At 66.8% G+C, this 20,594-nt stretch carries 15 protein-coding genes and 1 pseudogene; 8 read left to right on the plus strand and 8 right to left on the minus strand.

All coding sequences use genetic code 11. From position 1 onward, the window contains the following. Nucleotides 1–164: 164 nt before the first annotated feature. The 7 genes and pseudogenes from secA to EV687_RS08535 all read left to right on the plus strand — a co-directional run bounded on the left by secA (nucleotide 165) and on the right by EV687_RS08535 (nucleotide 8,859). The gene (gene secA / locus EV687_RS08505) at nucleotides 165–2,900 is read left to right on the plus strand and encodes a preprotein translocase subunit SecA (RefSeq protein ID WP_122231851.1); all 2,736 of its coding nucleotides are present in this window, start codon (nucleotides 165–167) and stop codon (nucleotides 2,898–2,900) included. A 243-nt stretch (nucleotides 2,901–3,143) separates the two neighbouring features. Further along, nucleotides 3,144–4,253, plus strand: coding sequence for a hypothetical protein (locus tag EV687_RS08510; protein ID WP_122231741.1), 1,110 nt, complete (start codon nucleotides 3,144–3,146; stop codon nucleotides 4,251–4,253). A 144-nt stretch (nucleotides 4,254–4,397) separates the two neighbouring features. After that, nucleotides 4,398–5,645 (plus strand): bifunctional glutamate N-acetyltransferase/amino-acid acetyltransferase ArgJ, encoded by a 1,248-nt coding sequence (argJ, locus tag EV687_RS08515; protein ID WP_122231742.1) that lies wholly within the window; start codon nucleotides 4,398–4,400, stop codon nucleotides 5,643–5,645. A gap of 17 nt (nucleotides 5,646–5,662) precedes the next feature. Further along, nucleotides 5,663–6,532: pseudogene (locus EV687_RS08520) on the plus strand (ATP-binding protein); the annotation flags it as partial. A 161-nt stretch (nucleotides 6,533–6,693) separates the two neighbouring features. Further along, nucleotides 6,694–7,137, plus strand: coding sequence for an NUDIX domain-containing protein (locus tag EV687_RS08525; RefSeq protein ID WP_122231744.1), 444 nt, complete (start codon nucleotides 6,694–6,696; stop codon nucleotides 7,135–7,137). Between the two features lie 9 nt (nucleotides 7,138–7,146). After that, nucleotides 7,147–7,665: a retropepsin-like aspartic protease family protein gene (locus tag EV687_RS08530; RefSeq protein ID WP_122231745.1), complete on the plus strand. Its 519-nt coding sequence runs from the start codon at nucleotides 7,147–7,149 to the stop codon at nucleotides 7,663–7,665. A gap of 39 nt (nucleotides 7,666–7,704) precedes the next feature. Beyond that, on the plus strand, nucleotides 7,705–8,859 hold the full coding sequence (locus EV687_RS08535; RefSeq protein ID WP_162846674.1) for a tetratricopeptide repeat protein: 1,155 nt from the start codon (nucleotides 7,705–7,707) through the stop codon (nucleotides 8,857–8,859). Here the strand turns inward: EV687_RS08535 and EV687_RS08540 are convergent, their stop codons facing one another. From EV687_RS08540 to EV687_RS08555, 4 genes are all read right to left on the minus strand, one after another. Continuing rightward, nucleotides 8,860–9,171 (minus strand): DUF2149 domain-containing protein, encoded by a 312-nt coding sequence (locus EV687_RS08540; RefSeq protein ID WP_122231747.1) that lies wholly within the window; start codon nucleotides 9,169–9,171, stop codon nucleotides 8,860–8,862. A 2-nt stretch (nucleotides 9,172–9,173) separates the two neighbouring features. Further along, nucleotides 9,174–9,680 carry a MotA/TolQ/ExbB proton channel family protein gene (locus EV687_RS08545; protein ID WP_242612545.1) on the minus strand — a complete coding sequence of 169 codons (507 nt, stop codon included), beginning with the start codon at nucleotides 9,678–9,680 and terminating at the stop codon, nucleotides 9,174–9,176. 66 nt (nucleotides 9,681–9,746) lie between these two features. Beyond that, a complete protein-coding gene (gene cobN, locus EV687_RS08550; RefSeq protein ID WP_242612546.1) occupies nucleotides 9,747–13,766 on the minus strand; it encodes a cobaltochelatase subunit CobN in 4,020 nt (1,339 codons plus the stop codon). Continuing rightward, nucleotides 13,766–15,736, minus strand: a complete 1,971-nt coding sequence (locus tag EV687_RS08555; protein WP_122231749.1) for a TonB-dependent receptor domain-containing protein — start codon at nucleotides 15,734–15,736, stop codon at nucleotides 13,766–13,768. The genes cobN and EV687_RS08555 overlap by 1 nt, the downstream gene beginning before the upstream one ends. Nucleotides 15,737–15,813: 77 nt before the next feature. On the opposite strand from EV687_RS08555, the gene EV687_RS08560 reads away from it, so the two are divergent. Continuing rightward, nucleotides 15,814–16,035 (plus strand): hypothetical protein, encoded by a 222-nt coding sequence (locus EV687_RS08560; protein ID WP_242612547.1) that lies wholly within the window; start codon nucleotides 15,814–15,816, stop codon nucleotides 16,033–16,035. Nucleotides 16,036–16,092: 57 nt separating this feature from the next. On the opposite strand, the gene EV687_RS08565 is transcribed toward EV687_RS08560, so the two are convergent. The 4 genes from EV687_RS08565 to EV687_RS08580 form a co-directional block, all read right to left on the minus strand. Further along, nucleotides 16,093–17,064, minus strand: coding sequence for an arsenic resistance protein (locus EV687_RS08565; protein ID WP_122231853.1), 972 nt, complete (start codon nucleotides 17,062–17,064; stop codon nucleotides 16,093–16,095). A 38-nt stretch (nucleotides 17,065–17,102) separates the two neighbouring features. Next, on the minus strand, nucleotides 17,103–18,263 hold the full coding sequence (locus tag EV687_RS08570; RefSeq protein ID WP_122231751.1) for an NAD(P)/FAD-dependent oxidoreductase: 1,161 nt from the start codon (nucleotides 18,261–18,263) through the stop codon (nucleotides 17,103–17,105). 108 nt (nucleotides 18,264–18,371) lie between these two features. Further along, nucleotides 18,372–18,524: a type B 50S ribosomal protein L36 gene (gene ykgO / locus EV687_RS08575; RefSeq protein ID WP_122231752.1), complete on the minus strand. Its 153-nt coding sequence runs from the start codon at nucleotides 18,522–18,524 to the stop codon at nucleotides 18,372–18,374. 32 nt (nucleotides 18,525–18,556) lie between these two features. Further along, nucleotides 18,557–20,575: a TonB-dependent receptor domain-containing protein gene (locus EV687_RS08580; protein WP_242612548.1), complete on the minus strand. Its 2,019-nt coding sequence runs from the start codon at nucleotides 20,573–20,575 to the stop codon at nucleotides 18,557–18,559. Between the last annotated feature and the right edge of the window lie 19 nt (nucleotides 20,576–20,594).

Genomic DNA, 20,594 nt, shown 5'->3' on the forward strand with positions numbered 1-20,594 from the left:
TGCGCACCATCTGCGGCACGCGCAGGCAGCGCGTTAGAATGCCGCATGCCTTGGCCGGCCGGATTTCCCCATGGTACCGAGAAGGGGTCCGGCACTGGCTTTGATCGACACTGAAAAGAGAGAGGACGAACCGCATGTCCGTGACGGGCATGTCGGTTATTTTCATGGCCACCAATTTTTTCACCAAGCTTTTCGGCAGCCGCAATGACCGGCTGCTCAAGCAATACCGCAAGACCGTTGCCCAGATCAATGCCTTCGAACCCGCGCTGGAAAAGCTCAGCGATGACGAACTGACCGGCAAGACGGCCGAGTTCAAGCAACGCCTGGCCAATGGCGAGACGCTCGATGCGCTGCTGCCCGAGGCCTTTGCGGTGGTGCGCGAGGGCTCCAAGCGCGTGATGAAGATGCGCCATTTCGACGTGCAGCTCATCGGTGGCATGGCGCTGCACTACGGCAAGATCGCCGAAATGCGCACCGGCGAGGGCAAGACGCTGACCTCGACGCTGCCGGTCTACCTGAACGCGCTGGCCGGCAAGGGCGTACACGTGGTGACGGTGAACGACTATCTGGCACGCCGCGACGCCGAGTGGATGGGCCGCCTCTACAACTTCCTGGGGCTGACGGTGGGCATCAACCTGCCCAACCTGCCGCGCGAGGTCAAACAGGCCGCCTACGGCGCCGACATCACCTACGGCACCAACAACGAATATGGCTTCGACTACCTGCGCGACAACATGGTCTACGACGCGCGCGAGCGCGTGCAGCGCAAGCTGCACTACGCCATCGTCGACGAGGTGGATTCGATCCTGATCGACGAAGCCCGCACGCCGCTGATCATCAGCGGCCCGGCCGAGGACAACACCAAGGTCTACCTGGTGATGAACACCATCGCGCCGCAGCTCACCCGCCAGGAGGGCGAGGCCGACCCGCGCACCGGTGAAGGCGTGATCACGCCGGGCGACTACACCGTCGACGAGAAAGCCCGCCAAGTCTACCTGACCGACCAGGGCTACGAGACCGCCGAGCGCATCCTCACCGAGAAGGGCCTGCTGGCCGAAGGCTCCTCGCTGTACGACCCCGGCAACATCATGCTGGTGCACCACCTGTACGCGGCACTGCGCGCGCACACCCTGTTCAACCGCGACGAACACTACGTGGTGCAGAACGGCGAGGTCATCATCGTCGACGAGTTCACCGGCCGCCTGATGGCCGGGCGCCGCTGGAGCGACGGCCTGCACCAGGCCGTCGAGGCCAAGGAGAAGGTCAACATCCAGGCCGAGAACACCACGATGGCCTCGATCACCTTCCAGAACTACTTCCGCATGTACGAGAAGCTGGCGGGCATGACCGGCACGGCCGACACCGAAGCCTACGAGTTCCAGGAAATCTACGGGCTCGAGACCGTCATCATCCCGCCCAACCGCAAAAGCCTGCGCGAGGACCAGCTCGACCGCGTCTACAAGACCACCAAGGAAAAGTACCAGGCGGCGATTGCCGACATCCAGGAATGCCATGACCGCGGCCAGCCGGTGCTGGTGGGCACCAGCTCGATCGAGAACTCCGAGATCATCTCGCGCCTGCTCGACGAAGCCAAGCTGCCGCACCAGGTGCTCAACGCCAAGCAGCATGAGCGCGAGGCCGACATCATTGCCCAGGCCGGCCGTGCGGGCATGATCACCATCGCCACCAACATGGCCGGACGCGGCACCGACATCGTGCTGGGCGGCAACATCGAGAAGAACATCGCCACCATCGAGGCCGACGAGAGCCTGACGGCCGAACAGAAGCAGCAGCAGGCCGAGCAGCTGCGCGCCCAATGGCAGGAAGACAACGCCAAGATCAAGGCGCTGGGTGGCCTGCGCATCATCGCCACCGAGCGTCACGAGTCGCGCCGCATCGACAACCAGCTGCGCGGACGCTCAGGCCGCCAGGGCGATCCGGGCTCCTCGCGCTTCTACCTCTCGCTCGACGACCCGCTGATGCGCATCTTCGCCGGCGAGCGCGTGCGCGCCATCATGGACCGCCTGAAGATGCCCGAGGGCGAGGCCATCGAGGCCGGCATGGTCACGCGCAGCATCGAATCGGCGCAGCGCAAGGTCGAGGCGCGCAACTTCGACATCCGCAAGCAATTGCTGGACTACGACGACGTCTCCAACGAGCAGCGCAAGGTCATCTACACGCAGCGCAACGAGATCCTCGATGCGCCCGACGTGGCCGACATCATCGCCTCGATGCGCGAATCCACCTTCACCGACCTGGTGCACCGCCACGTGCCGCCGGAATCGATGGAGGAGCAATGGGACATCGCCGGGCTGGAGGCCGAACTCGCGCAGGAATGGGATCTGCAGCTGGGCCTGGCCGCCGAGGTCGAGGGTTCGGACACCATCACCTCGGAAGACGTGCTGGAAAAGGTGCTGGCCGCCGCCAACGAGATGTACGAGTCCAAGGTACGCATTGCCGGGCGCGAACAGTTCAACAACTTCGAGCGCGTGGTGCTGCTGCAGACCTTCGACAGCAACTGGCGCGACCACCTCAGCGCGCTGGACTATCTGCGCCAGGGCATTCACCTGCGCGGCTTCGCGCAGAAGCAGCCCAAGCAGGAATACAAGCGCGAGGCCTTCGAGCTGTTCCGCATGATGATCAACAGCGTCAGCACCGAGGTCTCGCGCGTGATCCTGCGCGTGCGCATCCAGGATCCGGCCCAGGTCGAACAGGCTGCCCAGCAGCTCGAGGAGGCCGCCGAAGCCGTCAACCAGCGCGCCATCGACCAGAGCCAGAACGCCGCCAGCGCCGGCGCCGATGGCGACGACAACGCGGCCGTGCCGCGCGTCGGGCGCAACGACCCATGCCCATGCGGCAGCGGCAAGAAGTACAAGAACTGCCACGGCCAGCTGCATTGAGCCGTGCCGGCAAGCGCTTTCGAGCGGTGTTTTCGAACGGCCCTCTTTAACGGCGGCCCTCTCTAACGGCGCTTGCTGACAGCCTTTGCCGGCAGTTCGTTCGGACAACCTTCAGACCGCCCTTTCGGGCGATTCTTTGAACGATCTCCGGACGCTCTTCTCGATCCATGCCCGACCGGGTTCCCGCCCGGCGGCCCAACCCGCAACCGACCACATCCCCCTTTCACCTGAGGAGACAATGACATGAAACGCACCCTCGTGGCCGCCCTCATCGGCGCCTCGCTGGCTGGCGGCGGCACCGCCTATTACTTCACGCAGCACCGCGGCGCCGGTCATGCGCAGCTGCCGGCCAACGCCTCGGCATTGACGCTCGGCAACCTGCAAAAAGGCGAGATCCGCCAGGCCAGCGCCATCAACTACGGCGATGGCACGCGCAGCGAGCTCTACCGCCTGCGCGCCGAGAAGGGGCAGGAGTTCGAGATTGATGTACGCGGCGCGCTCGACGCCAGCATCACCGTGGTGCGCGACGGCTTCCTGCTGGCCAGCTCCTCGCAGGATAGCGGCTACTGCAACGACACCGACAGCGCCACCACCGGGAACCTGCTCAAGCAAAGCCGCCTGCTGTTCCAGGCCGATACCAGCGGCGACTACGTGGTCGCCGTCAACGGCTCCGGCCCCTACGCCTTCGGCCCTTACGAGCTGCAGGCGCGCCAGCTGACTGCCAGCACCGGGCCGGCCGCACTGACCATCGGCCAGACCGTTGACGGCCGGGGCCTGGGCTCCGACATCAGCCACGCGCTGACCATCGAACAGGCCGGCCTCTACACCATCGACCTGCAGAGCTGCCATTTCGATGCGTTGCTGGAACTGCAGGGTCAGGGCGTCGACCTGAGCGACGACGACGGCGCCGGCAACGGCACTAACGCGCGCATCATCACCTGGCTGGAGCCGGGCAACTACACCGCCCGGGCCAAGAGCGTCGGCAGCGGCCCCCGCGGCGAGTACCGCATCGGGGTCACGCAGCAAAGCCTGCCGGCGGGCGTGACGCTGCAGCGCGGCGGTGTGCTTGAGCCGGGCCAGCCCATCACCGGCCTGCTCAGCCAGGGTGACAGCCCGCAATACCAGGTCCGGCTGGCGCAACCGGGCCGGCTGACGGTGCGCCTGGCCAGTACCGAGTTCGACCCCTACATGAACATCAGCGGCGGTGATCAGGAGCTCTACGACGACGACAGCGGCGGCGGCCGCAACAACACGGATGCGCGCATTTCGGAGTCACTGCCGGCAGGCGAATACACCATCAGCGTCTCCGGTTATGGCAGCGGCCTGTTCACCCTGTCGGCCGAGATCGAGTGAGCCGGTAAGCACCTGCAAAGAGGGAGTCGAGCGGCGGCAGCAGCCCTGCCCGCCATCTTCCGCGGAAGGGCCGCCCCGAGCGGACGCGGCCACGCCAGTTGCCACATAATTGGCGCTTTGTTGTTTTGACGATGAGGTGAACCAGTGGCCGTACAACTCCCCGCTCCCCAGGCCCAGGATCTGCTGGCCATTCCCGGCGTGCGCATCGCCGTCGCGGAAGCCGGCATCCGCAAGGCCAATCGCAAGGACCTGACGGCCTTCGTGCTGGAGCCGGGCAGCAGCGTCGCCGGGGTCTTCACGCAGAACCGCTACTGCGCCGCACCGGTGCAGCTGTGTCAGGCCCATCTGCAGGCCGGCAGCGCCATCCGCGCCTTCATCATCAACACCGGCAACGCCAATGCCGGCACCGGCGAAAGCGGCCTGGCCAATGCCCGCGCCACCTGCCTGGCAGCCGCGCGCCTGCTCGGCGTGGACGAACAACAGGTGCTGCCCTTCTCCACCGGCGTCATCATGGAGCCGCTGCCCGTCGAGCGCATCGAGGCGGCGCTGCCCGCGCTGCTGGAGCAGACCGCGCAGCCGGCCGCTGCCAGCGCCGCCGCCTGGCTGGCCGCCGCCCACGGCATCATGACCACCGACACGGTGGCTAAGGCCGCCAGCGCCAAGGCCGTGGTGGGCGGCAAGACCGTGCACGTCACCGGCATCAGCAAGGGAGCCGGCATGATCCGCCCGAACATGGCCACCATGCTGGGCTTCGTCGCCACCGACGCGGCCATCGATGCGGCGCTGCTGCAACCGCTGGTCAAGCGCCTGGCCGACGAATCCTTCAACCGCATCACCGTCGACGGCGACACCTCCACCAACGATTCCTTCCTGCTGGTGGCCACGCAGCAGGCCGGCAACGCGCCGGTCAACGCGCTCGACTCGTCCGATGGCGTGGCCCTCTACGCCGCACTGCGCAGCGTGGCCCAGCAGCTCGCCCAGGCCATCGTGCGCGATGGCGAAGGCGCCACCAAATTCATCACCATCCGCATCACCGGTGGACGCGACAAGGATGAATGCGCCCAGGTGGCCTACGCCATCGCGCATTCACCGCTGGTCAAGACTGCCTTCTTCGCCAGCGACCCGAACCTCGGCCGCATCCTCGCCGCCGTCGGCTACGCCGGCATCGGCGATCTGGACCAGAACCGCATCGCGCTCTACCTGGACGATGTGCACGTGGTCGAACATGGCGGGCGCCGCGCCGAGTACCGGGAGGAAGACGGCCAGCGGGTGATGAAGCAAACCGACATCACCGTGCGCGTCGACCTGGGCCGCGGCGAGGCCGAGGACACCGTGTGGACCTGCGACCTCAGCCACGAGTACGTGACCATCAACGCCGATTACCGCTCCTGAACCATCGCATAGCCGCCATGAACGAACAGTTCACCCGCCTGCTCGCCAAGGCCGAGCGCCTGATCGACCGCCTCGATGCCATCCTGCCCCGACCGCTGGCCGTACCCGAAGACTGGGGCAGCGCCATCGCCTGGCGCTACCGCAAGCAGTCCGGGGGCAGTGGCGTGCTCGAGCCGGTGCGCCATATCGCCTCCATCGGCTTCGACGACCTGATCGAGATCGGCGGGCAGAAGGAAAAGCTCTTCAACAACACCCGGCAGTTCATCGCCGGACAGCCGGCCAACAACGTGCTGCTCACCGGCGCGCGCGGCACTGGCAAGTCCTCGCTGATCCGCGCCTGTCTGCAGCACTTCGCACCGGAGGGCCTGCGCCTGATCGAAGTGGACAAGGATGATCTGGTGGACCTGCCGGACATCGTCGCGGTGATCGCCGAGGCGCCCTGGCGCTTCATCATCTACAGCGACGATCTGAGCTTCGACGAAGGCGAGAAGGGCTACAAGGCGCTCAAGTCCATTCTGGACGGCTCGGTGGCCGCCGCCACGCCGAACGTACTGGTCTATGCCACCAGCAACCGCCGGCACCTGCTGCCCGAGTACATGGCCGAGAACCTCACCTACAAGCACACGCCCGATGGCGAAGTGCACCCCGGCGAGGTGGTGGAGGAGAAGATCTCGCTCTCCGAGCGCTTCGGCCTGTGGATCAGTTTCTACCCTTTCAGCCAGGACGAGTACCTGGCCATTGCCGAGCAATGGCTGCGCACGCTGGGCTGCCCGCAGCGCCTCTTCAAGGAGGCGCGCCAGGAAGCGCTGGTGTGGGCGCTCGAACGCGGCTCGCGCAGCGGCCGCGTGGCCTACCAGTTCGCGCGGGACTACATCGGCCGGCACGATGCGGGCAGGAAACCCAAGGCGCCGAAGAAGGCCGCCACCGGAACAGCCAGGCCTGCCAAGACAGGCAGGACAGGCAGGACAGGCGTTCGTACCGGCGAGCAGGCCGCGCCAGCGGCCAGACCCGCCAAACCATCCGCCAAGTCCCAGCCCCGCAAGAAAACATGAGCCACTCCACCAGCACCCCTGACAAGCGCGTCGAAGTCGCCGTGGGCATCCTGCTGCAAGGCACGCCCGGCCAGGAGCAGTTCCTGCTCGGCACCCGCCCTGCCGGCAAACCGTATGCCGGCTACTGGGAATTCCCCGGCGGCAAGATCGAGGCGGGCGAGAGCGTCGAGGCTGCACTGTGCCGCGAATTCGATGAGGAACTGGGCATTTGCATCGACCCGGCTGCCGTGGAAATCTGGCGCACCACCGAGCACGACTACGAACACGCCAGGGTGCGCCTGCACTGGTGCAAGGTGCGTGCCTGGCAAGGCGACTTCCAGATGCGCGAAGGCCAGCAGGTGGCCTGGCAGGGACTGCCGCCGACGGTCAGCCCCATTCTGCCCGGCGCGTATCCGGTGCTGGATGCGCTGGCGGCCGAACGCGCCCACGCCATGGAGTGACCCAGGCGCATGGCAAGGCAAGCGGCCCCCACCTCTGCAACCCGGCCCTGGTTGCTCTGGCTGGTCTGGATTGCGGTGATCGGCGCGCTGTACCTGGTGATGAACCAATTGCTGGCACCGCCCGCAGCGATCTACCGCGCGGCCGATGGCGGCGAGCTGCAGTTGCCGCGCCACCGTGACGGGCATTTCTACGTGGATGGCAGCGTCAACGGCGTGCCGGTGCGCTTCATGGTCGATACCGGCGCCAGCATCGTCTCCGTCAGTGACGCGGTGGCCCGCGCCGCCGGTCTCGAAGGCGGGCGCAGCATCACCTTCCAGACCGCCAACGGCCCGCGCGAAGGTCGTGTGGTGCGCGCCGAAAGACTGAGCCTGGGCGCAGCGCCAGACGGCTTTACGCTGCAAGGCATCGAGGTTGGCACCGGTCTTGCCATCGGCTCCAGCGACGAGGCCCTGCTGGGCCAGAACGTGCTGCGGCATTTCGACGTCAGCATCGACCGCCAGGCCATGGTGCTGCGGCCGCGCCGCTGAGAAACGGCACATATCACAGACACCTACACGACAATGAACATGCGCATCATTCTCAGAACTACCATTCTTACAATTTTTTATTTTTGTTTTTGGGGAATCGTGAACGCCGGTGACACTCCTCCTTCAGAGTGGAAAGTACTGAGCAGGGAAGCCATCCGTCTTCATGAACAAAGAGAATTCCGGCAGGCAGCCGTTCTGTCGCAACGCGCTCTGGAAGCCGCCGAGAAAAACCTTGGAACCGAACACCCTGATGTGGCCAGCCTCCTCGACAATCTGGCCCAGCACCACTTCATGCTGGGCGACCACCGCAGCGCCGAAACGCTCTACCTGCGCGCCCTGGCGATCCGGGAAAAGGAGTCTGAAAGCACCCCGTTGGCCCTGGCCAATGCTCTCAACAATCTGGCCGTGCTCTACTTCCAGCAAAAAGAGTACGCAAAGGCAGCGCCGCTCTACGAGCGGGCACTGAAAACCAAGATGGAGGCCCTGGGCCCTGAACACCCCAGCGTCGCCACCAACCTGAACAACATCGCGGAACTCCTGAGAGTCCAGGGGTATCACGCCAAAGCAGCATCGCTCCAGCAGCGCGCGTTGGCAATCAAAGAAAAAACACTGGGACCGAACCACCCCGATCTGGCGGCAAACCTCGATATCCTGGCCAGACTTCAATACCTACAGGGGGATTATGCGCAGGCAGCAGCACTGCTTGAGCGCGCGCTGCACATATGGGAAGCACTGCCGCCCGAACAGCACGCAAGCAAAATACCCGACATATTGACAGGTTTGGCGGCGTGCAGTCTCTCGTTAGGTGACCCTGACACCGCGGAGCGACACATCAGAAAGGCCTTGCACCTCCAACAAAACACATTCGGTGCCCTGCAACCCGAAATTTCCAGAAGCCTGCACATTCTGGCGTCGATTCATGCCCGCCGCGGTGAGTATGCCGAAGCAGAACGCCTCGTCACGCAGGCGCTGAGTATCCAGGAAACTGCACTCGGTCCCAATCATCCCTCCGTAGCGAAAAGCTTGACAAAGCTGGCCCAGCTCCAACGTGCGCAAGGGGCATACGCCAAGGCAGTACCCTTGGTCATACGGGCGCGTGCAATAGGCAGAATGCACGTTGCAAGCCAGCAAACCATCGCACCCGTATCCTATGCAGATCCGGCTGAGACCCCGTGGGAGATCTTGCCGCAGTAGTCATGGCCCCTCCGGCACATAGACCATGCGGCCATCGTCGAGCCGGTAAGTGATGCCGGCCTTGACGCCCTGCCCTTCGCCGATCGCGCCGCTCGATTCGTAGCGCGTGAGCTCCTCGCCCTTCTTGATGGTCATCCGCATGTCGGCCTCGCCAGGGTTCTCGATCACCACCACGTCGTTGGCGGCAAACGGGTTGAGCGGATTCTTGGCAATCACGACCATCAGGATGCCGATGACGACCAGAAACACATCGATCAGATTGACGACCGAGAGGATGGGGTCGTCCGCTTCGTCGGATTCGAGGAATCGCATGCTCATGCCTCCTCTGCCGCGCCGGCCTCGCCGGCCTCGCGTTCGATGTCGCGCAGCTCCTGCAGCAGCCAGCGGCGCCGCACCGTCAGTACCCAGAAGGTGATGCTGGCAGCCACCAGCGCCAGGATCACGGCGGAAAAAGCCGTCACCAGGTTCTCGCCCACGCTGGCCGCATCGCCGCGGCCCAGCGCCAGCAGCGCCGGCCCCATGGGGATCATGGTGGCGATCAGGCCGAGCATCGGCGCTGTGCGCGAGGCCAGCCGCAGCAGTTCGAGGCGGCGCATGATCCACAGCTCCAGGTCGTCGGAGCCGGCGCCGCTGGCCAGCCGGTAGGCTGCCAGGGCCGAGCGGTGACGGCCGCCGCGGCGCTGCCACCATTCGACGGCAAAGCCGCCCAGCGCGGCAAAGGCATAGAGCAGCGCCAGCAGGATCAGCAGCAGCACCGGCACCAGAAACAGGCCGGCGAGTTCATAGAGACTGGATTCGAGGAAATGCATGGAAAGTGCCATCAATGAAGCAACAAGAGGATGAAGCAAGGGGATGAAACGGGCGACAGGGCATGGTCGGCAAGGCGCTCAACGGGGCGCCGCCTGCCGGGCCTGGTGCCAGCCACCGGCGAACACGCTCAGCAGCAGTACCGCCAGCGCCAGCCAGGACAGCCAGCGCGGCAGCGGTTCGGCCGCGGCGACCGGCTCCATCAGTTGGCCGGTGACCGGCATGGCTTCGCCAGCGGCATCGCTGTCGGCGGCCGCATCGGTGGGCGCCTCCTGCGGTGCCGCGGCTGGCGGCCCTGCCGGCTTGGCAGGCGCTGCGCCTGCCTGCAGCCCAAAGCCCTGCGCCAGGGCGGCGATGTATTCGCGGGTACGCGGCGCGCCGGTGTCCACATCGAACTGCTGCTCCAGTTCCTGCCAGCGCTGCACCAGCGCGCGCTGCGTCTCCTCGGAAGCCTCCCAGTAGCCCTTGCGCATGGCCTCGGCCATGCGTTCGAGGATCTGCGCCTGCGCGGTCGGGTTGTCGCGCTCGAACCATTCGCGCGTGCCCAGTTCACGGGTGTCGCTCACGTAGGTGTCGAACAAGGCCTGCCACTGGTCGTCCCGCACGGTGCCGGGGTCCATGACCTGCCAGCCGAACAGGTTGTTGGTGACATTCAACACCTCCAGCGTGCCGGCATAGCCCTGCTGCTGCATGGCGGCGATCCACTGCGGGTTGAGGTAACGTGCACGCAGCTCATCGGCCAGGAAACGTGCCAGGCTGGTGGTCCTGACACCACCGCCGCTGCTGCGCAGGTCGGTGACCAGCAGTTGCGGGGCCTGGCCGTCGAGCTGGCGCACCGCCGCCGAAAGCCCGCCGAGGAATTCGAACGGGTGGTCGGTGGAGAGCACACCATGCAGGTTGGACGAGCGCGCCAGCACGGCTGCCTGGGCGCCGCGCAACTGCTCGGCCAGCAGGTTGGCCGGCGCGGTGCCATCAGCGGCGGCACCGGTCCCCGCAGTGCCACCGGCATCACCCCAGACGCCGCTGCCATAGGCGTAGCGGCTGCTGGCAAGGAACTGCTGCGCCAGCGCCGCATCATCGTCCCATTCGGCCGATTGCAGTGCCAGTTCCGTCACGCCCGTACCGTACGCACCAGGCGCATTGCCGAAGATGCGGTGGCGCGCGGCAGCCTGTGCGGACTCGGCCGGCAGGCCCTGCTGCTGCAGCACCGCGGCAATGCGCCGGTTGTTGGCGGCAACGGGATTGCCTGGCTCATCCAGCACGGCCAGGCGCGCGATGGCCTCGTCCAGCAGACGCATGAAGCCGTCGAACTGGTCGCGGTACACGCCGGTGACCTGCACCACCACGTCGGTGCGCGGACGGCCCAGTTCGGCCGCCGGGATGATCTCCAGCGCGGTGACGCGCCCGCCCGCATCCCAGACCGGCCGCAACCCCAGCGCATGCAGGATCTGCGCCTCGCTCACGCCCAGGTGGCGGATCGCCTCGGACGACCACAGGCTGAAGGCCAGCTTCTCGGGCCAGGCGCCGCCGTGCTCGGCGCGGAACGCTTCGACCAGTTGCGCATAGGCCGTGGCGGCCGTCTCGTAGGCGGCGCGCGCCGGGATCTTGTCGGCCTCGAAGGCATACAGGTTGCGCCCGCTCGCCACTTCGGGGTTGCGCACCGGGTCGCCACCGGCACCAGGGGCGATAAAGCGGCCCGCCAGGCCGGCCAGCAGCGCCTCGTTCTCCTGCGTGTCGCGCAGGTGCCGATCGAGTTCCCGCGCGCGCTCGATGAAGGCGGCCACGCCCTCGGGCAGTGACGGTGCACCGCTCTCGGCGGAATCTGGCACCAACATCTGCCGCACCGCGCGATAGGCAAGCGTCTCCGGCAGGCTGGCCTGGTCAGTGGCGAACAGTTCCTGCTCGTCCATGCCCAGCGCCGCATAAAAAGGCTGGCCGAGCTGCTGCACCACGGTACTGATGCGGTGCGCTGCGCTGGCCGGTTCGCCGAAGGTGTGCAAACCCAGCGGCATGGCGCTGCGCGCCAGCTCGTGCAGGTGGTCGTGCAGCTGCGGCAGGAACCGGTCGAAGTCCTGCTCGGCCTGCGCTGCGGTGAAACCCAGGTCCGTGTGCATGTTGGCGGCGATGGCAGCGCTGCGCAGCCGCGCGCCGACTTCCTCGCGCACCATGCCGCCATCGAGCTGCTGGTATTCATGGATCAACTGGTGCAGGTCGCGCAACTGGTCGTACAGCCCGGCCGGTGCGAAGGGTGGCGTCTGGTGGCTGACAGTGACGGCGCGGCCGCGCCGCTTGGCCTGGATGGCCTCGCCCACGTTGTCCTGGATGTAGGGGTAGAACACCGGCAGGTCGCCCACGGCCAGGAACGGGTAGTCGGCAGCGGCCAGGCCCCGGTCCTTGCCGGGCAGCCATTCCTGCGTGCCGTGCGTGCCCAGATGCACCAGTGCGTGCGCACCATGGTGCTGCTGCAGGTAGAGGTAGGCGGTCATGTAGAGGTGATCCGGGGCGCTGGCGGTGTCGTGGTAGTGCTCGCCCGGGGCGCCGCCACGCGGCATCTGCGGCATCACCAGCAAATGGCCGAGCTGCCAGCGCGGAATGATGAACTGGCGCTGGCCTCCCACCTCGCGCACCGCCCAGTGCCGGGCTGCCTCGCCGCCGCGGCGCAGCTCGGCCTGGCGTGCTGCCGGCAGCGAAGCCAGCCAGCGCTCGTAATCGGCCACCGGCAGCGTCGCGGCCATGCCCTCGGCGAGCAATCCCTCCAGCGGCACGCTGCCATACAGCGCGCCCAGCATGCGCTGGCCGGCCGCAATCACCTGCGCTTCGGCCACCGGCGCGCCTACCGCATAGCCATCGGCCGCCAGCGCCGCCTGGATCGAGACGATGCTGCGCGGGATGTTCAGGTTGGAGGCGCCCAGGTTCTTCTCGCCGGCCGGGTAGTTCCAGAACATCAGTGCCAGCTTCTTGTCAGCCGGCGGCGTATGGCGCAGCGCCACCAAGGCCTGCAGCTTGCCGATCAGCGCATCGGCCTGCGCCGGCAGCAGCTCTTCGATGCCGGCGGTGCTGGCCGAGATCACCAGTGGATCGCTGATGCCCCAGCCTTCGGGCTGTGCCAGAAACACAGCCGCAGTGCGTGCCGCCACACCGCTGGGTGCCTGCGGCCAGTCGGCCGCCTCGCCCTCGCGAAAGCGCAGTGTCTGCAGCACCGGCACATCGAGCGCCAGAAAGTCGCGGCTGCGCGCGCTGCCGTTCTGCAAGTGCGTCAGATTGACCAGTGCATCGAAATGCCCCTGCCCCAGCAAGCCGGGCAGGCCCATCGGGTCGCTGGCGTCGAACCAGAAGGCCACGGCCTGCAGTCCGGCCACCTCGCTGCGGGCGATCAGCTCGTCGATCTCGCGGGTGAGCAAGTCGGCCACCACGCCCTGGTGGATCAAAAAGGCCACGCGGCCACGCCCTGTGCGCGCGCCATCTGGCGCCGCGCCGGCCCAGGCCAGATAGGCATCCAGGCTGGCGAACACGCCCGGCGCACGGGGGTGGTAGAAGCCGGCGGCGGGCAGGCGCTCGGGCGCGGCCAGCAGGGCCGGCGCGGGCTCCTCCCGCTGCTGCAGCGCGCGTGCCAGCGCAAAGAAACGGTGGAAATTGGCGGCGCCTCCGGCGCTGTACAACGCCGCCATCGCCGCGGCAGCATGGGCCGGCAACTGCGTCCACTGCGGCGCACCGCCGCCGATGGTCAGGCTTGGCAATGCCACCGGCGGTGTCAGCTGTTCCAGGCGCTCCGCCAGCATCGCCCGGTCATTGGGCCGCGGCCCGTCCAGCACCAGCAACGTGGCCTCGGCGATGGCCTGGCGCAGCGCCGCATCATCGGCGCCTTCCACATCGAAGTGCCGCAGGCGCACGCCTTCGCGCTCGGCAAAGACCTGCAGTCGCTGGAACTTCTCGGCCGAGACGAAACGGTTGTGCAGTACCTGCACCAGCGGCCCCGGCGCGGACGCGGCGTCCTGCGCGACGGCCTGCGCAAGGGCCGGCCAGGCCGCCGCCAGCGCCAGCAGGACCAGCAGCACCCGCGTGCCACGGCGCAGCCGCGCCATCAGGTTCTCCAGCCGCATCAGAAGCTCACGTTGAGACCGACGAAATAGCGCCGGCCTTCGTCGGCACGGCTGTAGACGCTGACATCGTCATTGGCCAGGCGCTTGTCGGTGAGGTTCTCGATGCCGCCCTGCAGGCTGACGCGCGGGTTCAGGGCGTAATCCAGATACCAGTGCAGCAGTGTGTATGCCGGACGGTCCGATTCGGTGGCGGAGCGATACTGCGAACCGGTGTATTCCACCCGCAGGCGTGTACTCAGCGCATCCAGCGCGGCCCATTCCAGCGATGCATTGGCGCTGTGGCGGGCGCGTTCGGCCAGGCGCAGGCCGGTGCTGCGGTTGGTCGCATCCAGCCAGGTGTAGTTGGCATCGAGCCGCAGGCGGCCGGGCAGCAGGGTGGAAGCCGTCAGCTCCAGCCCGCGCAGGCGGGCGCGGCTGATGTTTTCATACTCCAGGCAGATCTTGCCTGCCTCGAAGCAAGTGGGCTGGCGCACCGTCTCGACCAGGTTTTTCACGTCGTTGTTGAACAGCGTGGCACTGGCCTGCCAGCTGCCGCGATCGAGCGCAGCCCCGAGTTCGAAGGACTGGTTGGTCTCCGGCCTGAGCGCTGGGTTGCCACGGATGATGCCGCGTCCGCCAATGGCTGCGCGCGACTCGTATTCAGACGAGAGCTGCTTGAGGGTGGGGGCCTTGAAGCCCCGGCCCACGCCGACCTTGATGGTCCAGGCTTCGCTGGGACGGTAGAGCAAATAGGCCCTGGGGCTGGTTTCCCGCCCGAAGTCCTCATGCTGGTCGAAGCGGCTGCCCAGCACCAGCTCCCACTGCTGGCCAAGCCGGATCTCATCCTGTGCAAACAGCGCATAGTGGTTCTGCGCCTTCTTGCCGGCGAGGTTCACGGTAGGGTCTTCCAGCCTTTCGCGGCGTGCCTCGGCCCCCAGCGTCAGGCGCTGGGTGGTGCCCACCGCCAGCGAAACCTGGCCATCGAGCACCGTGTCCACAAAATGGTTGGGCCCGGTTTCCGTGCCGCCATCGCTGCGGCTGGCCCGGCGGTCGAGCGCGCTACGGTAGATGCGCACCCGGCTGCTGCCCCAAGCCCATTCGCCCGTGTGGGACAGTGCGTAGCGGCGGCGATCGGCCCGGTTCTCGGTGCGGTAGACGGCACCCGCCGTGCCGGCACGCTCGCCATCGAGTTCTTCCTTTCCTGCATCGACGGAGAGGTCAATGCGCTGGCGGGAATCCGGCGTCCATGTCAGGCCCACATGACCCATGCTGGCATGGTTCTCGTCGAGCGCAGTCAGCGCCGTATTGCCGGCCGCGCGCAGGGCGTTGCGGCGCTTGAACTCGCCCCACGCGTTCAGGCCCAGCGTGCCCGGCACCAATGGCCCGCCCACATAAAGGCCGCTTCGGAAGCGGCTACCGCTGCCGCTGCGTCCGGTGGTCAACGCGGTGCTGCTCCACTCGCCATGCCAGGCATCGGTGGCGCTGCGGGTGATGGCATTGACCACACCGCCCAGCGCCTCCGAACCATAGAGCGAGGACATGGGCCCGCGCACCGCTTCGACCCGCTCGATGGCCACCGCCGGCGTCCAGCCCAGCTCGAAGTCCGAATGTGCAATGGCCGCCGAAGAGGTGCTGATGCGCTGACCGTCGACCAGCACCAGGGTGTGCGACGGATCCATGCCCCGGATGGAAATGCCGCGCCGCCCCAGACCGACGCTGTCGTCAATGCGCAGGCCGGGCAGGCCGTCGAGCGCATCGGCGAGGTCATGCACCGGACGCTGGCGCAATTCGGCGCCGTCGACCACCGACACGCTGGCCGGCGCATCGGATAGCGCGCGCGCACCGGTCGTGGCGGTCACGACGATTTCGTCGAGGGCGGCCGGCGCAACCGCCTGCTGGGCATGCACGCCGCAGGAAGCCAGCCCCAGGCTGCAGGCCAGAAGACGGGAAGCCGCACGGCGCGGACGGTGGCACAGGGATCGAGAGAACATGGGGTGGATGGCATAAATTAACGATAACTTGATATCATATACAAAATTTGATTTCTAATTATCAATAAATGACCGGCATGCCACCTGCTCCCGTGATTCCCCGCTCCTATGCGCAATGGCGCCACTGCATCGTCCACGAATGCGGCCTGACGCTCACAGCGGCCTACATCGCCGAACGCCTGCAAGCGCTGAACCAGGCCGATTCGCAGGAAACGCTGCGCTTCAGGCGGCTCTATGGGGATGCGCACTGGCAGGCCGTGTGCGGCTGGTTCGCCCAAGCCCGGCAGGAAGCGGGCTAAGAACCTGTTGACGATCTTTTGACCCGCCAGAGACGGCGCGGTCCGAGCACAGTCCCGTCAACCGGCTGCAGCGGGTCGCAGGCAACGCGCCGGATCGCGCAGCAACAGATGACGCAGCAGCGTCAGGTGCGGGAACTCCAGCAGCATGCCGATGATGATGGCGGCATGCACCAGCGGCTGCCCAGGCAGCGCCGCCATGGTCACGGCCAGCATCAGCGGCGCGTTGCGTGCCGCCATCGTCATGGTCAGCAATGCATGCTCCGGGTGTTCCAGATGCGCCAGCCGGCCGAGCAGCTCGCCCAGCATGAAGGTGGCGATGAAGAACAGAAGCACCGCCAGCAACAGCCAGCCGAGCATGCCGCGTTGCGCCAGCAGCGTCTCGACGTTGGCAGCGAAGATTTCCGCCACCAGCAGCGCAATCACCCAGGGCGTGACGGCGTCCACCCGGGCCAGCAGCCGCTCGAAGCACGCCGGCCCCAGCAGCGCACGCAGCGCCTGGTGCGCGGTCATGGCCACCGCCAGCGGCAGCAGGAACCACTGCAACAGGGTGGTACCGATCACGCCGCCGTCGACCGGCACGACATGGCGCGTCACGAGGTGCAGGTAGAGCGGATAAAGCAGCAGCTGCAGCACCATGTTGATGGGGATCAACGCCGTGCCCAGCGCCACATTGCCCCGGGCCAGCCGGGTGAAGCCCAGGAACCAGTCGGTGCAGGGCGACATGAAGTAAATCACCAATCCGACCATGAAAAGCGGATGGTCGGGGAGGATGGCGCGGGCGATGCCCCAGCCGATGCAGGGCACCAGCACGAAGTTGGCCAGCAGCGCCAGCGCGATGAAGCGCAGGTGCCCGAGCGCACGCGCGAGGGCATCGAAACGCACACCGAAGAACAGCAACCCGATCAGCAGCAGCAAGGTGAGATCGACCTGCTCACCCAGCCAGGCACCTTGCTGCGGAAGGACATGGCCGATGGCCGCACCCACCGCGATGGCCGCCAGCAGCAGCACGGAGATGCCCCCAGCAGCCATGCAACGCCGCAGCCCCGGCCAGTTCCCCGCCAGCCGCATCAGCATTCGCAGCCCTCGCAGCAGTCACTGTTGCCGAACGGCCCCCAGGCGCCGCCGCTGCCCTGCAGCGCAGTGGCCTCGAGCCCCTGGCGCTCGGCAATGGCGCGGGCAACCAGGCCGAAGCGCTGGCGGAACTTGTAGATGAAGCAATAGATGCGCTGGTCGTGGCGCACCTGCGGTCCGACCAGAAACAGCCCGGGCGCGCGTGTCGATTCATCGCTGGCGCCCAGGCGGATGCGGCCCTCCTCGTCCCAATCCCAGAGGTCGGCGATCTGCCGCGCGCCGCCGCCCTTGAGAAACCCGGTGCCCAGGACGGGCGGCTGCGCCGTCTCCCAGTGGCGGCCATCGGCAGCACGGATGCGCCAGTTGCCGACGCTGCCGCGCACCACCTTCACCACGTCCGCACCGAAGACGATCTCCAGCCGCCCGCTGTCCATGGCCGCATAGAGGCGCTCGCGGCTGTAGGGCGAGAGCGACAGGCTGGGGTCGTAGGGACCATCCGGATCCCAGCTCGGCTTGCGCGCCAGCAAACGTACGCGGCGGCCCAGCCGCACCAGGTTCACGGCGGCATCCACACCGCTTTCATAACCACCGATGACGGTGCAGGCAGCGGCCGCGACATCGTCCCAGCTCGTCACCTGCGCGTAGTGCGGACAATGCTCGGCACCGGGGAATGGCTGGAGGTCAGGAAACTGGTATTCGCCGGTGGCCCAGATCAGATGGCGGGTCTGCAGCAGGCCCTTCTCGGTCTGCAGCGTAAAGCCGCCGGCGGGCAGGGCCTCGACCTGCCGCACCCCGCAGCCGCTGGCGATGGGCAGCACATGCGCCTTGGCAATGAACGCCAGATAGTTCGCATACTGCTCGCCGCTGAGGTGCTCGGCACCGGCGAAAATGGCGGGCGAACTCAGTTCGTTGACGGCGTTCAGATCCGCCAGCCCGAACGGGTTGCTGTGAAAAGAGGGCGTGATCAGCCGCGTCTGCACCGGCCAGCGCCGGAACGACTCGCCGATGCGATCCCGCTCGAGCACGCCATAGCGCAGCCCCGGCAGCTTGGCGAGGGCCAGCGCCATGCCGATGCCGGCCGCGCCGGCACCGACGATCACCGCATCCAGACGGGCGATGTCCCCATCCGGCCCGGCAAACTCCTGCGCCTCTGTCATGGCCTGTATTGCCTTCCCTTTGGAACCTTGTTGACTGTGGCTTTGCCAGGCGGGGCAGCGATCAGTACCGCTGCGGCAAGACCGATGGCGAGACCGATCGGCAAGGCTTTACCGGCCCTTGCGCTTGTTCTTGGCGCCTCCCTGGCGCGCATTGAAGCGCGGGTTGGATTTGCAGATCACGTAGATGCGGCCGCGGCGGCGCACCACCTGGCAGTCGCGGCTGCGATTCTTGGCTTCCTTGAGCGATGAGAGTACTTGCATGGTGTGGGTCTCCTTGAAGATGGATGAAAGGATCAGAAATCGAACTTGACGCCCACCATCAGGTTGCGCCCCCGCAGCGGCGAGGCATCCTTGACGAAGGAACTGTGGTTGAAGGCGAGCTTGTCGAGCGCATTGCCCAGGCGTGCATAGAGTTCATAGCCTTGGCCGGAATCGAGCCGGCCCTGCCAGGCCATCTGCAGGTTCAGCATGTCGTAGGCCGGGGTGCGGGTTTCATGGTCGGCAATGCGGTTCTGCGCAAAGCTCCGGTACCACTCGGCGCCAGCCGTCCAGGGCCCCGCGTGCCAGGCGACATCCAGCCCAAGCCGGTGCGACGGGATGCGCGGCACCTTTCCGCCATCGGTGAAACTGGCGCGCACGGCATCACCGAACACACCAACGCGCCACTGGCTGGTGAGCTGGTGGCTGATGCGCGCCTCCAGGCCCTTGAAGCTGGCGTCGCGCTGACGGTAGTCGATCAGGCGGAAGCTCTCGTGGCGATCCGTCGTGCTGGCGTAGATGTAGTTGCTGATGCGGTTGTAGAACGCCGTCAGCTCATAACGGGTGGCACCGCTGGTCTTGCGCAGGCTGATGTCGATGTTGTTCGACCGCTCGGCAGAAAGATCCGCGTTGCCCCGCTCCCAGGTGTTGGACGCCAGGTGGATGCCACTGGCGAACAGTTCCTCTGCGGTGGGCGCGCGCTCCGACCGCGAGGCACTGACGGCCAGCACGTGGCCGGGTGTGAAGTTCCAGCTCGCGCCTGCCGATACCGAGCCCATGCGGTGCCTGACGGTGCCGCGCCGGGTGCTGCCGTTCAGGAAGATGCTCTGCCATTCATAACGGCCGCTCAGCTCGAGGCGCCAGTCGCCCAGGCGATATTCCTCCAGCGCGAAAACGGCGCGGTTCTTCGTGTCGGTGGGCTCGACATAGGCTTCCTCACCGGTGGCGCTGAATTCGCGCCGGCTGTGCTGCGCGCCGACGAGGCCACGCAACTGCCCGGCCCCGAGCGCGATGCGTTGGTGCTCCAGTTCCAGGCGGGCATCGTGCGCCTGGTTCTTGAAGGTGGTGCCGATCTCGCCGTGATCGATTTCGTCATGGCGGTAATCGGTGATGCCCGCGCGCAGGCGCGCCCGCGCAAAGCCCGGCAGCGGATCGCGCCACTCACCGCGGATGTCCCAGCGCCGGGTGTCCATATCCACCAGCGCAACTTCCTCTTCATGGCCATGTTCGTCGGTGCAATGCAGTTCGGTGCCATGCCAGTGGCAATCGCCGGAGGTGTCGCCTGCATCGTCCTCGCCGCAATGCAGTGCGTTGCCATGCAGGTGGCAGTCCTCGTATTCGTGGCTGTGGCCGGGCAGGCCGTACTTGCTGCGCAAACGGCTGTAGGCCACGCCCAGGTAGCCGCGCTCATGGATGAACGACGCCCCCACGCTGCCGTACCAGGTGCGGTTGAAGGAGCCATCGACGCGTTCCTCGCTCCAGCCGCTGCCGACGCGGTAATCCTGTGCCGAGCGCTTGAGGCCCTCGACATGCAACGCGATGGGGCCGCTGCCACCGGTGAGCGAGAACAGGCCCACGCCTTCCCTGGCGGCCGTGTCCTTGCGCAGCTCCACGCTGCCTTCGGCGCCCTTGGCGGGAATCGCGGTGGGCACGCGGGCATCGCGCACATTGACGAGCCCGCCGGTGATGCCGCCGCCATACAGCAAGGTGGACGGCCCGCGCAGGATCTCCACCTCGCTCGCCAGCATCGGCTCGATGGCCACTGCATGGTCAGGACTGGAAGTGGAGGCATCCTGCACCTCGCTGCCATCCGAGAGGATGCGCACCCGCGCACCATCGGCACCGCGAATCACCGGCCGTCCGGCTCCGGCACCATAGTTGTTGTTGCGCACGCCGGGCAGGCCTTCGAGCGTCTCGCCCAGCGTGGCGGCACGGCGCTGCAGCAGATCCTGCGCATCGAGCAGTTCCACCGGCGTGGCCGATTCTTCCAGTGGCACATCCAGCACGCTGCCCGTGACGCGGACTTCGGACAGTTCGGGCGTTCGGGGGGACACGGCCTCGGCCTGCTGCGCC

Origin of the sequence: Corticibacter populi, assembly GCF_004217315.1 — a bacterium.
Lineage (GTDB): Bacteria > Pseudomonadota > Gammaproteobacteria > Burkholderiales > Burkholderiaceae_C > Lampropedia > Lampropedia populi.

Bases quoted from the DNA above. Each gene is read 5' to 3' on its own strand.
- EV687_RS08545 (WP_242612545.1), bottom strand. From the start codon at position 9,680: ATGGCACTTTCCATGCATTTCCTCGAATCCAGTCTCTATGAACTCGCC.
- EV687_RS08530 (WP_122231745.1), top strand. From the start codon at position 7,147: ATGGCAAGGCAAGCGGCCCCCACCTCTGCAACCCGGCCCTGGTTGCTC.
- EV687_RS08560 (WP_242612547.1), top strand. From the start codon at position 15,814: ATGCCACCTGCTCCCGTGATTCCCCGCTCCTATGCGCAATGGCGCCAC.
- EV687_RS08555 (WP_122231749.1), bottom strand. From the start codon at position 15,736: ATGTTCTCTCGATCCCTGTGCCACCGTCCGCGCCGTGCGGCTTCCCGT.
- EV687_RS08525 (WP_122231744.1), top strand. From the start codon at position 6,694: ATGAGCCACTCCACCAGCACCCCTGACAAGCGCGTCGAAGTCGCCGTG.
- EV687_RS08510 (WP_122231741.1), top strand. From the start codon at position 3,144: ATGAAACGCACCCTCGTGGCCGCCCTCATCGGCGCCTCGCTGGCTGGC.
- ykgO (WP_122231752.1), bottom strand. From the start codon at position 18,524: ATGCAAGTACTCTCATCGCTCAAGGAAGCCAAGAATCGCAGCCGCGAC.
- EV687_RS08565 (WP_122231853.1), bottom strand. From the start codon at position 17,064: ATGGCTGCTGGGGGCATCTCCGTGCTGCTGCTGGCGGCCATCGCGGTG.
- EV687_RS08535 (WP_162846674.1), top strand. From the start codon at position 7,705: ATGCGCATCATTCTCAGAACTACCATTCTTACAATTTTTTATTTTTGT.
- EV687_RS08540 (WP_122231747.1), bottom strand. From the start codon at position 9,171: ATGCGATTCCTCGAATCCGACGAAGCGGACGACCCCATCCTCTCGGTC.
- EV687_RS08570 (WP_122231751.1), bottom strand. From the start codon at position 18,263: ATGACAGAGGCGCAGGAGTTTGCCGGGCCGGATGGGGACATCGCCCGT.
- cobN (WP_242612546.1), bottom strand. From the start codon at position 13,766: ATGCGGCTGGAGAACCTGATGGCGCGGCTGCGCCGTGGCACGCGGGTG.
- secA (WP_122231851.1), top strand. From the start codon at position 165: ATGGCCACCAATTTTTTCACCAAGCTTTTCGGCAGCCGCAATGACCGG.